Source organism: Escherichia sp. TC-EC600-tetX4, from assembly GCF_019356055.1.
Classification (GTDB): Bacteria; Pseudomonadota; Gammaproteobacteria; order Enterobacterales; family Enterobacteriaceae.
Window position 1 is genome coordinate 3,735,540 of sequence record NZ_CP079924.1, and the last position, 11,854, is coordinate 3,747,393.

At 51.7% G+C, this 11,854-nt stretch carries 12 protein-coding genes; 5 read left to right on the forward strand and 7 right to left on the reverse strand.

Annotated elements, in window-relative coordinates; translation table 11 throughout:
• The first annotated feature begins 2 nt into the window (after positions 1 to 2).
• Entirely contained in the window at positions 3 to 1,388 is a 1,386-nt protein-coding gene (gene gspE / locus KXD89_RS18160; protein WP_001025145.1) for a type II secretion system protein GspE, read from the forward strand.
• The gene (gene hofC, locus KXD89_RS18165) at positions 1,378 to 2,580 is read left to right on the forward strand and encodes a protein transport protein HofC (RefSeq protein ID WP_000157266.1); all 1,203 of its coding nucleotides are present in this window, start codon (positions 1,378 to 1,380) and stop codon (positions 2,578 to 2,580) included. The genes gspE and hofC overlap by 11 nt, the downstream gene beginning before the upstream one ends.
• A 34-nt stretch (positions 2,581 to 2,614) precedes the next feature.
• Here the strand turns inward: hofC and guaC are convergent, their stop codons facing one another.
• A complete protein-coding gene (gene guaC / locus KXD89_RS18170; protein WP_001217338.1) occupies positions 2,615 to 3,658 on the reverse strand; it encodes a GMP reductase in 1,044 nt (347 codons plus the stop codon).
• 155 nt (positions 3,659 to 3,813) lie between these two features.
• Positions 3,814 to 3,858, reverse strand: a complete 45-nt coding sequence (locus KXD89_RS18175) for a protein YacM (RefSeq protein ID WP_120795372.1) — start codon at positions 3,856 to 3,858, stop codon at positions 3,814 to 3,816.
• Positions 3,859 to 3,882: 24 nt separating this feature from the next.
• Here KXD89_RS18175 and coaE point away from each other — a divergent pair, with 24 nt between their 5' ends.
• The 3 genes from coaE to yacG are packed head-to-tail and all read left to right on the forward strand — an operon-like array spanning position 3,883 to position 5,453.
• Complete coding sequence (gene coaE / locus KXD89_RS18180) at positions 3,883 to 4,503, forward strand: dephospho-CoA kinase (protein WP_001269520.1); 621 nt, start codon at positions 3,883 to 3,885, stop codon at positions 4,501 to 4,503.
• Positions 4,503 to 5,246 (forward strand): cell division protein ZapD, encoded by a 744-nt coding sequence (zapD, locus tag KXD89_RS18185; RefSeq protein WP_001194734.1) that lies wholly within the window; start codon positions 4,503 to 4,505, stop codon positions 5,244 to 5,246. The genes coaE and zapD overlap by 1 nt, the downstream gene beginning before the upstream one ends.
• A gap of 9 nt (positions 5,247 to 5,255) precedes the next feature.
• A complete protein-coding gene (gene yacG / locus KXD89_RS18190) occupies positions 5,256 to 5,453 on the forward strand; it encodes a DNA gyrase inhibitor YacG (RefSeq protein WP_000005042.1) in 198 nt (65 codons plus the stop codon).
• A gap of 215 nt (positions 5,454 to 5,668) precedes the next feature.
• On the opposite strand, the gene mutT is transcribed toward yacG, so the two are convergent.
• The 5 genes from mutT to ftsZ all read right to left on the reverse strand — a co-directional run bounded on the left by mutT (position 5,669) and on the right by ftsZ (position 11,797).
• Entirely contained in the window at positions 5,669 to 6,058 is a 390-nt protein-coding gene (gene mutT / locus KXD89_RS18195; RefSeq protein WP_000736007.1) for an 8-oxo-dGTP diphosphatase MutT, read from the reverse strand.
• A gap of 59 nt (positions 6,059 to 6,117) precedes the next feature.
• Positions 6,118 to 8,823 carry a preprotein translocase subunit SecA gene (gene secA, locus KXD89_RS18200; RefSeq protein ID WP_000905789.1) on the reverse strand — a complete coding sequence of 902 codons (2,706 nt, stop codon included), beginning with the start codon at positions 8,821 to 8,823 and terminating at the stop codon, positions 6,118 to 6,120.
• A 61-nt stretch (positions 8,824 to 8,884) separates the two neighbouring features.
• Complete coding sequence (gene secM, locus KXD89_RS18205) at positions 8,885 to 9,397, reverse strand: secA translation cis-regulator SecM (RefSeq protein WP_000014321.1); 513 nt, start codon at positions 9,395 to 9,397, stop codon at positions 8,885 to 8,887.
• 230 nt (positions 9,398 to 9,627) lie between these two features.
• Positions 9,628 to 10,545 carry a UDP-3-O-acyl-N-acetylglucosamine deacetylase gene (lpxC, locus tag KXD89_RS18210; protein WP_000595482.1) on the reverse strand — a complete coding sequence of 306 codons (918 nt, stop codon included), beginning with the start codon at positions 10,543 to 10,545 and terminating at the stop codon, positions 9,628 to 9,630.
• A gap of 100 nt (positions 10,546 to 10,645) precedes the next feature.
• Positions 10,646 to 11,797: a cell division protein FtsZ gene (gene ftsZ, locus KXD89_RS18215; RefSeq protein ID WP_000462776.1), complete on the reverse strand. Its 1,152-nt coding sequence runs from the start codon at positions 11,795 to 11,797 to the stop codon at positions 10,646 to 10,648.
• Positions 11,798 to 11,854: the final 57 nt, after the last annotated feature.

Sequence of the window (11,854 nt, forward strand, 5' to 3'; positions counted from 1 at the left end):
CAATGAATATTCCACAGCTCACTGCCCTGTGTCTGCGTTATCATGGAGTCTTGCTGGATGCCAGCGAAGAGGTGGTTCATGTTGCGGTAGTCGATGCACCTTCGCATGAGCTACTGGACGCATTGCATTTCGCTACCACCAAACGTATTGAGATCACCTGCTGGACGCGCCAACAAATGGAAGGTCACGCCAGTCGCACACAACAGACATTGCCCGTAGCTGTTCAGGAGAAGCATCAGCCCAAAGCAGAGTTGCTAACTCGAACGTTACAATCTGCGCTGGAACAACGCGCGTCTGATATTCATATCGAACCAGCGGACAATGCCTACCGCATCCGCTTGCGTATCGACGGCGTATTGCATCCTTTACCGGATGTTTCACCGGATGCCGGAGTCGCATTAACCGCCAGATTAAAAGTGCTGGGAAACCTGGATATTGCGGAACATCGCCTGCCGCAGGACGGGCAATTCACTGTCGAACTGGCAGGAAACGCCGTCTCATTTCGTATTGCGACCTTACCATGTCGGGGTGGTGAAAAGGTGGTATTAAGGTTGTTACAGCAGGTGGGTCAGGCACTGGATGTCAACACGCTTGGAATGCAGCCGTTACAACTGGCGGACTTTGCTCATGCCTTGCAACAACCACAGGGACTGGTGCTGGTAACTGGCCCTACCGGCAGCGGCAAAACGGTCACGCTTTATAGTGCCCTGCAAAAGCTGAATACCGCTGACATTAATATTTGTAGCGTCGAAGATCCAGTTGAGATCCCCATAGCCGGACTAAACCAGACGCAAATCCATCCGCGTGCCGGACTCACCTTTCAGGGCGTTTTGCGTGCGTTATTGCGCCAGGATCCTGACGTCATCATGATCGGAGAGATCCGCGATGGCGAAACAGCAGAGATCGCTATTAAAGCGGCGCAAACTGGTCACCTGGTGTTGTCTACCCTACACACTAATTCCACCTGCGAAACGCTGGTACGTTTACAGCAAATGGGGGTCGCCCGCTGGATGCTATCATCGGCGCTTACGCTGGTAATAGCCCAGCGTCTGGTACGCAAACTTTGCCCACATTGTCGCCGGCAGCAAGGGGAGCCCATCCACATTCCAGACAATGTATGGCCATCGCCGCTGCCCCACTGGCAGGCACCCGGTTGTGTACATTGCTACCACGGTTTTTATGGTCGTACGGCCTTATTTGAAGTTCTGCCCATAACGCCGGTCATTCGTCAGCTTATTTCCGCTAATACCGACGTTGAATCGCTGGAAACGCACGCACGACAGGCGGGTATGCGTACGCTTTTTGAAAACGGCTGCCTGGCCGTAGAGCAAGGCTTAACCACCTTTGAAGAGTTAATCCGCGTACTGGGGATGCCGCATGGCGAGTAAGCAACTCTGGCGCTGGCATGGCATAACCGGCGACGGCAATGCGCAAGATGGGATGCTATGGGCAGAGAGCCGTACTTTACTGCTTATGGCACTACAGCAACAGATGGTTACCCCACTAAGCCTGAAGCGAATCGCCATCAATTCTGCGCAGTGGCGAGGAGATAAAAGCGCGGAAGTCATTCATCAACTGGCGACGCTACTCAAAGCAGGGTTAACGCTTTCTGAAGGGCTGGCTCTGCTGGCGGAACAGCATCCCAGTAAGCAATGGCAAGCGTTGCTGCAATCGCTGGCGCACGATCTCGAACAGGGCATTGCTTTTTCCAATGCCTTATTACCCTGGTCAGAGGTATTTCCGCCGCTCTATCAGGCGATGATCCGCACGGGTGAACTGACCGGTAAGCTGGATGAATGCTGCTTTGAACTGGCGCGTCAGCAAAAAGCCCAGCGTCAGTTGACCGACAAAGTGAAATCAGCGTTACGTTATCCCATCATCATTTTAGCGATGGCAATCATGGTGGTTGTGGCAATGCTGCATTTTGTTCTGCCGGAGTTTGCCGCTATCTATAAGACCTTCAACACCCCACTACCGGCACTAACGCAGGGGATCATGACGCTGGCAGACTTTAGTGGCGAATGGAGCTGGCTGCTGGTGTTGTTCGGCTTTCTGCTGGCGATAGCCAATAAGTTGCTGATGCGCCGACCGACCTGGCTTATAGTGCGGCAGAAATTGCTGTTACGCATCCCGATTATGGGTTCACTGATGCGGGGACAAAAACTCACGCAGATCTTTACGATTCTGGCGCTGACACAAAGTGCAGGCATTACTTTTTTACAGGGCGTAGAGAGCGTCAGAGAAACAATGCGCTGCCCGTACTGGGTGCAACTTCTGACACAAATCCAGCACGATATCAGTAACGGTCAACCCATCTGGCTGGCGCTAAAAAATACCGGTGAGTTTAGCCCGCTCTGTTTGCAATTAGTGAGAACAGGAGAGGCATCCGGCTCTCTGGATCTCATGTTAGACAACCTCGCCCATCATCATCGGGAAAACACAATGGCGCTGGCGGATAACCTCGCAGCCTTACTGGAACCGGCGTTGCTGATCATAACGGGAGGAATTATTGGTACGCTGGTGGTGGCAATGTATCTGCCAATTTTCCATTTAGGCGATGCGATGAGTGGGATGGGATAACGCTGGCGTGTTGCTCCACGCCAGCGTTGGGAGATTACAGGTTGTTGAAGATGCGGTTTTCTTGTTCCTGCACACGAATAAACGTGGTGCGCTTGGTCAGCTCTTTCAGGCGTGAAGCCCCAACGTATGTACAAGCTGAACGCAGGCCGCCCAAAATATCTCGCGCGGTATTTTCAACCGGGCCTCGCAGCGGCAGCTTAACGGTTTTACCTTCTGCTGCGCGATATTCCGCAACGCCGCCAACGTGACGTTTCATCGCAGACTCGGAGCTCATGCCGTAGAACAGCATAAATTTCTCGCCGTTCTCCTCAACGATGCGACCGCCGCTCTCTTCGTGGCCCGCCAGCATGCCGCCAAGCATGACGAAATCGGCACCGCCGCCAAAGGCTTTCGCCACATCGCCCGGCGTGGTGCAGCCACCATCGCTGACGATCATTCCGCCCAGACCGTGCGCAGCATCGGCACATTCGATTACCGCAGAAAGTTGCGGATAACCGACGCCTGTTTTGACGCGAGTTGTACAAACAGAACCTGGGCCAATGCCAACTTTAACGATATCGGCACCTGAGAGGATAAGCTCCTCACACATTTCACCAGTCACTACGTTACCAGCACAAATGGTTTTGGTCGGCCACGCTTCACGCGCTTTCGCAACGAACTGCACGAAGTGTTCGGAATAACCATTCGCCACGTCAATACAAACGAAGTTTAATGCCGGGTTCAGGTCGAGAATCTGTTTAGTTTTTTCGAAATCCGCATCAGACGTACCGGTAGAAACCATCACATGTTTCAGCACATCAGCGGAAGAATTGTTGATAAACGCTTGCCACTCTTCGACAGAATAGTGTTTATGCACAGCAGTCAAAATATCAAAAGAAGCCAGCGCAGAGGCCATAGAAAATGTGCCTACGGTGTCCATATTTGCGGCGATAATCGGCACGCCGGACCAGCTCTGACCTGAATGTTTGAAGGTGAATTGACGTTCCAGTTCAACATCGGAACGGCTTTTAAGAGTGGAGCGTTTAGGGCGGATGAGAACGTCTTTAAAACCTAACTTCAGATCTTCTTCAATACGCATGTGCGGATTCCTGGGGTTAATGGCTATAAGGGTAAGAGCGCAACTCCAGTGACGCTATCATACGCACTAATCAATGCGGCGCAAGACTGCGAAATTGTCTTTTTTTACGCTACAATCCCATAAATTTACCTGGTAAATAGTGAGCGAACGTTTCATCAATTTCGCTTTCGTGCACTCATTTTTAACGTTTTGATAATCATGATGAATTCCCGGGAATATAAATTATGAGGTATATAGTTGCCTTAACGGGAGGCATTGGCAGTGGCAAGAGTACCGTTGCCAATGCGTTTGCTGATCTCGGAATTAACGTCATTGATGCCGATATTATTGCGCGTCAGGTGGTTGAACCAGGTGCACCTGCGCTACATGCCATTGCTGATCACTTTGGCGCTAACATGATTGCTGCTGATGGAACATTGCAGCGCCGGGCCTTGCGCGAGCGGATCTTCGCCAACCCGGAAGAGAAAAACTGGCTTAACGCCCTGCTGCATCCGCTGATTCAGCAAGAGACGCAACACCAGATCCAGCAAGCTACTTCCCCCTATGTACTGTGGGTTGTGCCATTGCTGGTAGAAAACTCACTGTATAAAAAAGCGAATCGAGTGCTTGTGGTGGATGTCAGCCCAGAAACGCAACTTAAGCGCACCATGCAGCGCGATGATGTAACTCGCGAGCATGTCGAACAAATCCTTGCTGCTCAGGCAACGCGCGAAGCCCGCCTTGCCGTGGCAGATGACGTCATTGATAATAACGGCGCACCGGATGCTATCGCATCGGATGTTGCCCGCCTGCACGCACACTATTTGCAGCTTGCGTCGCAGTTTGTCTCACAGGAAAAACCGTAATGCAGACCCAGGTCCTTTTTGAACATCCACTAAATGAAAAAATGCGTACATGGCTGCGCATTGAGTTTTTGATTCAGCAACTCACCGTTAATTTACCCATCGTTGACCACGCTGGCGCGCTGCATTTCTTCCGTAATGTCAGTGAATTACTGGATGTTTTCGAGCGCGGCGAAGTCCGCACTGAGCTGTTGAAAGAACTTGACCGGCAGCAACGTAAACTCCAGACCTGGATTGGCGTGCCTGGCGTGGACCAGAGCCGTATTGAAGCATTAATTCAGCAGTTAAAAGCGGCGGGGAGCGTATTAATTTCCGCGCCGCGTATCGGGCAATTTCTGCGTGAAGATCGTTTGATTGCTCTGGTGCGTCAGCGACTGAGCATCCCAGGCGGCTGTTGCAGCTTTGATTTACCTACATTGCACATTTGGCTGCATCTACCCCAGGCGCAGCGCGACAGCCAGGTAGAAACCTGGATTGCCAGCCTGAACCCGCTCACCCAGGCACTTACCATGGTGCTGGATTTAATTCGCCAGTCGGCCCCCTTCCGTAAACAAACCAGCCTGAATGGTTTTTATCAGGATAACGGTGGCGATGCCGACTTGCTGCGCCTGAATCTGTCGCTCGATTCACAGCTTTATCCGCAAATTTCCGGACATAAGAGCCGTTTTGCCATTCGTTTTATGCCGCTGGACACTGAAAACGGACAGGTACCGGAACGTCTGGATTTCGAACTGGCCTGTTGCTAAGGAGTAAAAATGTCAGAAACTATTACGGTGAATTGCCCAACCTGCGGGAAAACGGTGGTGTGGGGTGAAATCAGCCCGTTTCGGCCATTTTGCTCCAAACGTTGTCAGCTGATCGACCTCGGAGAATGGGCTGCTGAAGAAAAACGAATCCCCAGCAGTGGCGATCTTTCCGAAAGCGATGACTGGAGCGAAGAACCAAAGCAGTGACATTTGTCTGATGCCGCACGTAGGCCTGATAAGACGCGGACAGCGTCGCATCAGGCATCTTGTGCAAATGTCGGATGCGGCGTGAACGCCTTATCCGACCTACAAAAACAAATTTATCAATGAGTTAGAAATCCCTTTAGGCCTGATAAGACGCGCCAGCGTCGCATCAGGCATCGTGTGCGAATGTCGGATGCGGCGAAAACGCCTTATCTGACCTACAGACGTTTAAGCTTCGCAATTACCGGTTCATTGGCTGGCGGAAAATCATCGGCATTAAGACCGACCAGCGACATCCACTCACCGGGTTGCCCTTCTTTACCCCACGGCTCCCCTTCCCAGCGTTCGACCAGCCAAAACCACAGTGTTATATGCCTGTCCGGGAATTCATATTCCAGTTTTTCAAATAGCGAAAAATGTTGGGGGGTAATCCCGACTTCTTCCTGAAGTTCACGCACCACCGCCTGTTCCGGCGTTTCACCCATTTCAATTTTACCGCCGGGAAACTCCAGTTTATTCGCCATGTGCGCATCTGCTGCGCGACGCGTTATAAAGATTTCATTGTTCTCGTTGCGAATAATACCTACCGCAATTTGCAGCTTTTTCATTGTCTTAAACCTATAAAAAAGGCGCAGAATCCTGCGCCTTTTACTTCAACAGTTAGCTTTTATTGCAGGCGGCCATGGCACTGCTTGTATTTTTTACCAGAACCGCACGGGCAAGGATCGTTACGTCCTACTTTGCGCTCTCCGGTTTGCGCCGCCAGTGCAGCTGCGGCTGCAGAGTCGTCATCCTGATGGCTAAGCTGCTGCATTTGCGCTAAACGCTCGGCTTCCATACGACGCTGTTGTTCCAGCTCCTCAACCTCTTCAGGCATACGTACCTGAACTTTGCTCAGCGTACTGATAACTTCATATTTCAACGACTCCAGCATCGCTGCAAACATGGAGAACGATTCACGTTTGTATTCCTGCTTCGGATCTTTCTGTGCGTAGCCACGCAGGTGGATACCCTGACGCAGATAGTCCATCGCTGCCAGGTGCTCTTTCCACAGGGAGTCAAGCGTTTGCAGCATGACGCCTTTCTCGAAGTGACGCATCATCTCAGCACCAACCACTTCTTCTTTACGCTGATACACTTCGATGGACTGCGCCAGAATGCGCTCACGCAGCGTCTCTTCATGCAGTTCTGGTTCTTTATCCAGCCACTCGGCAATTGGCAAATCGAGGTCGAAATCGTTCTTCAGACGTTCCTGCAGCCCCGGAATATCCCACATTTCTTCCAGCGACTGTGGTGGAATGTAGGCATCAATGGTCGCTTTGAACACATCTTCACGAATGCTGTTAATGGTTTCGCTCACATCGCTGACATCCAACAGTTCGTTACGCTGGGAGTAAATGGCGCGACGCTGATCGTTAGCCACGTCATCATATTCCAGCAGTTGCTTACGAATGTCGAAGTTACGGCTTTCAACTTTACGCTGGGCGTTGGCAATCGCTTTAGTCACCCACGGGTGTTCAATGGCTTCGCCTGGCTTCATACCCAGTTTACGCATCATGCCGGATACTCGGTCGGAAGCAAAAATACGCATCAGCGCATCTTCCATCGACAGGTAGAAACGGGAAGAACCAGCATCCCCCTGACGACCAGAACGACCGCGCAACTGGTTATCGATACGACGGGATTCGTGACGCTCGGTACCGATGATATGCAGGCCACCTGCTTCCAGTACCGCATCGTGACGTACCTGCCAGTCGGCTTTAATTTTTTCAATTTGCTCTGCGGTCGGATTTTCCAGCGCGGCAACTTCTGCCTGCCAGCTACCACCGAGCACAATATCTGTACCACGACCCGCCATATTGGTCGCGATAGTCACCGCAGCCGGATAACCTGCCTGAGCAACAATCGCCGCTTCGTTGGCGTGGAATTTGGCGTTCAGGACGTTGTGCTTAATACCGGCTTTGGTCAGTTCGTTTGACACCAGCTCCGATTTTTCGATGGAGATAGTACCCACCAGCACCGGCTGGCCTTTCGCAGTACGTTCTTTGATATCTTCAATGATCGCCTGAATTTTTTCCGCTTCAGTCATGTAGACCAGGTCCGGCAGATCTTTACGAATCATTGGACGGTTGGTCGGAACAACGACGGTATCCAGCTTGTAGATTGAGCTAAATTCGAAAGCTTCGGTATCAGCAGTACCGGTCATCCCCGCCAGTTTTTCATACAGACGGAAGTAGTTCTGGAAGGTGATCGAAGCCAGCGTTTGGTTTTCGTTCTGGATCTGCACACCTTCTTTCGCTTCCACAGCCTGGTGCAGACCATCGGACCAGCGACGGCCCTGCATGGTACGACCGGTGTGTTCGTCAACGATGATAACTTCACCATCTTTAACGATGTAGTCGACGTCACGGGTAAACAGCGCATGAGCGCGCAGCGCCGCCGTTACGTGGTGCATCAGCATGATGTTGGCCGGAGAGTACAGAGACTCCCCTTCATCCATGATGCCCTCTTTCACCAGCAGTTCTTCAATCAGCACCAGACCACGTTCGGTCAGGTTCACCTGGCGAGATTTTTCGTCCACCGAGAAGTGGCCTTCGCCCTGGAAGGTTTCGGAGTCTTCTTTTTCCTGACGGATCAGGTGCGGAATAATTTTATTCACGCGTTTATACATTTCCGAGCTGTCTTCTGCCGGGCCGGAAATGATCAGCGGTGTACGCGCTTCATCGATCAGGATGGAGTCCACTTCGTCCACCAGCGCATAGTGCAGTTTACGCTGTACACGTTCTTCAGGGCTGAACGCCATGTTGTCGCGCAGGTAGTCAAAGCCGTATTCGTTGTTCGTACCGTAAGTGATGTCAGCTGCGTAAGCTTCGCGCTTTGCCGGTGCTGGCATGCCCGGCAGGTTGATACCGACAGTCAGGCCAAGGAATTCAAACAGCGGACGGTTGTTTTCGGCGTCACGTTGCGCCAGGTAGTCGTTGACGGTAACTACGTGCACGCCTTTACCGGTTAGTGCGTTCAGGTAAGCAGGCAGCGTTGCGGTCAGGGTTTTTCCTTCACCGGTACGCATTTCGGCGATGCAGCGTTCGTTAAGAACCATACCGCCGAGTAACTGAACGTCGAAGTGACGCATACCAAAGACGCGCTTACTTGCCTCACGTACCACGGCGAAAGCTTCCGGGATCAGATTTTCCAGCACTTCGCCTTTTTCCAGACGTGCACGAAACTCTGCGGTTTTCCCTTTCAGTTCTTCGTCGGAGAGTTTTTCCATCTCCGGTTCCATGGCATTGATGATGTTGACCACTTTGCGCATCCGGCGCAGGGTGCGATCGTTACGACTACCGAAAACTTTAGTTAACAATTTGATTAGCATAATAAAATCTCAAACGCCCCGCGTTGCGGAGTTAATAAAATGAAGTAAAGGTTTATTGTTGTTAGGTGAGGCGTTGAGGGCCAGCACGGATGCCTTGCGCCTGGCTTATCCAGACGGGCGTGCTGAATTTTGCTTGTGGGGTAAAATGCGCATAATCAATGCGATAACCCTTTTCAGACGGCGTGCCTTCCTGGGTCAGCAGCGCGCTGAGCGTATCCAGTAATGCAAGATGTTGCGCCTGAAGAGGCAAAGATTCTTCAGCAACGGGCAGTGTTTGCGGTGCCATTGCGAAAGAAAGATGACGGATTACCGTGCGAATGGCATGTTGATGCCAGTAATCAACGGAATAGTTCGAATTCGGGCGGCGTGTGTTCGCTTCCAGCAAGGCCAATTGACCAAAGTTAACTTTGGCTGAAGGCTCGTGGTTGCGGGTTGTCGCTTTTGCGGGCGCGTTTGGTTCGGCGGCGTTGCTGAGCGCAGGCAAACCTAAACTCGCCGCAACCATCCCTAATAAGAGATGCGGCCAGAAGTAGCGTTTACCAAACTGTCGCCAGCGCGTCAGTATTCCACTCACGTTATTGCCATCCCGATCATATTCAAACGTATTTAGCGCACAAATCTTATCATTAAAGCCTGCAGTCCACAGCACGAATGAAGATAAGTTGTGCGGAAAAGTGCTTAAGAAAACAGCGTTCGCACCGTTTTTTATAGCTCTTATAAAATTCAAAAAAAAACGACTGGTTCACCTGGCCGGAGAGAGTGCCAGATTTGCCAGTCGAATTTTATACGACAGTATAAATGTCGTTATGCCAGTACAGCTGAAGGCGCTTTGAAGGCCAACGGCAGTTCTGCGTCGTCCTGGAAGGTCACATATTCCCAGGCTTCCTGTTTCGCCAGGACAGCCTGCAGCAGTTTGTTATTCAGTGCATGACCGGATTTATAAGCGGTAAATGCACCAATAATATTGTGACCACACATGAACAAGTCACCGATCGCATCGAGCATTTTGTGACGCACAAATTCGTCTTCAAAACGCAGGCCGTCTTCGTTCAGTACGCGATAATCGTCAACAACGATGGCACAATCGAAGCTGCCGCCCAGGCACAAACCACGGGACTGCAGATATTCGATATCACGCATGAAACCGAACGTACGCGCACGGCTGATCTGGCGCATAAACGCATCAGCGGAGAAGTTCATCGCATAGCGCTGGTTGCTGGAATCAATAGCCGGATGGTTAAAATCGATGGTGAAATCCAGCGAAAAACCATTGTACGGCTTAAATTCAGCCCACTTATCGCCATCTTCGACACGAACAGTCTCTTTGATGCGAACAAATTTTTTGGCGCAGTTCAACTCGTCGATACCGGCGTCAAGCAGCAGGTATACAAACGGAGCGGCGCTGCCGTCCATGATCGGGATTTCCGGCGCGTTAACTTCGATAACAATGTTATCGATGCCCAAGCCCGCGAGAGCAGCATTGAGGTGCTCTACGGTTGAAATCCGTACATCATGCTCGTTGACCAGACACGTACAGAGCATGGTATCACGCACAGATTTGGCATCGGCCGGGAAATCTACCGGTGGATTCAAGTCGGTGCGACGATAGATGACCCCGGTGTTGGCCGGCGCAGGGCGTAACGTCAGGGTGACTTTCTTGCCGGTATGTAAACCGACACCCGTCGCCTGAACGATACGTTTAAGTGTCCTTTGTTTGATCATCGTATTATCTCGCCAAATTACCTATCCAACCGAAGTGTACTATACATTCGGCGGGCCAGTTTAGCACAAAGAGCCTCGAAACCCAAATTCCAGTCAATTCTTAATCAGCTTGCTTACGCAGGAATGCTGGGATATCCAGATAATCCGGCTCTTTCGCAGTTTGCGGCGCATTGTCATTCACGACTTTAGCAACCGGCTTCTGCTCCTGGGTCAGCGGAGCCATCCCATGCTGCTGGTAGCGATCCATCACTGGCTGCTGAACCTGCTTATTGGTCACCAGAGTGATTTCAGGACGTTTGTCCATGCCGATACCTGTCGCAACAACGGTTACGCGCAGCTCGTCATTCATATCCGGGTCAAGAGAAGTACCGATAACCACAGTCGCGTTGTCGGAAGCAAATGCACGGATGGTGTTACCTACCGTTTCGAACTCATCCAGACGCAGGTCGAAGCCCGCCGTGATGTTAACCAGCACGCCGCGCGCGCCAGACAGGTCGATATCTTCCAGCAGCGGAGAAGAGATAGCCATTTCAGCAGCTTCTTCCGCACGGTCTTCACCGCTCGCCACGCCAGAACCCATCATTGCGTAGCCCATCTCAGACATTACGGTGCGTACGTCTGCAAAGTCCACGTTCATCAAACCCGGACGAGTAATCAGTTCAGCGATACCTTGCACAGCGCCTTTCAGTACATCGTTCGCTGCGCCAAACGCATCCAGCAGGGAGATACCGCGGCCCAGAACTTTCAGCAGTTTGTCGTTCGGGATAGTGATCAGAGAGTCCACATGCTTGGACAGTTCAGTGATCCCCTGCTCCGCGAATGCCATACGCTTCTTGCCTTCAAAGTTGAAAGGCTTAGTGACGACAGCAACGGTCAGGATACCCAAATCTTTTGCCACTTCAGCGACGACTGGTGCTGCACCTGTACCGGTACCACCACCCATACCCGCAGCAATAAAGACCATGTCTGCACCTTCCAGCGCCGCACGCAATGCATCGCGATCCTCATCAGCCGCATTGCGGCCAACTTCTGGATTAGCGCCAGCGCCCAGTCCTTTGGTGATACCGCTACCGATTTGAATCGTCTGTCCAACCGCTGTTTTACGCAGCGCTTGTGCATCGGTATTTACCGCGAAGAATTCAACACCTTCAATGCGCTCGCGCACCATGTGTTCAACAGCATTACCGCCGCCGCCGCCGACGCCGATGACTTTAATCACCGCGTCATTGGTAAGTTCCATTGGTTCAAACATAGTTTCTCTCCGATTTGTGCCTGTCGCCTGAGGCCGTAATCATCGTCGGCCTCATAA

Excerpts from the sequence above, each read along its gene's own strand:
- gspE (WP_001025145.1), top strand. The coding sequence starts at position 3 with ATGAATATTCCACAGCTCACTGCCCTGTGTCTGCGTTATCATGGAGTC.
- hofC (WP_000157266.1), top strand. The coding sequence starts at position 1,378 with ATGGCGAGTAAGCAACTCTGGCGCTGGCATGGCATAACCGGCGACGGC.
- guaC (WP_001217338.1), bottom strand. The coding sequence starts at position 3,658 with ATGCGTATTGAAGAAGATCTGAAGTTAGGTTTTAAAGACGTTCTCATC.
- coaE (WP_001269520.1), top strand. The coding sequence starts at position 3,883 with ATGAGGTATATAGTTGCCTTAACGGGAGGCATTGGCAGTGGCAAGAGT.
- zapD (WP_001194734.1), top strand. The coding sequence starts at position 4,503 with ATGCAGACCCAGGTCCTTTTTGAACATCCACTAAATGAAAAAATGCGT.
- yacG (WP_000005042.1), top strand. The coding sequence starts at position 5,256 with ATGTCAGAAACTATTACGGTGAATTGCCCAACCTGCGGGAAAACGGTG.
- mutT (WP_000736007.1), bottom strand. The coding sequence starts at position 6,058 with ATGAAAAAGCTGCAAATTGCGGTAGGTATTATTCGCAACGAGAACAAT.
- secA (WP_000905789.1), bottom strand. The coding sequence starts at position 8,823 with ATGCTAATCAAATTGTTAACTAAAGTTTTCGGTAGTCGTAACGATCGC.
- lpxC (WP_000595482.1), bottom strand. The coding sequence starts at position 10,545 with ATGATCAAACAAAGGACACTTAAACGTATCGTTCAGGCGACGGGTGTC.
- ftsZ (WP_000462776.1), bottom strand. The coding sequence starts at position 11,797 with ATGTTTGAACCAATGGAACTTACCAATGACGCGGTGATTAAAGTCATC.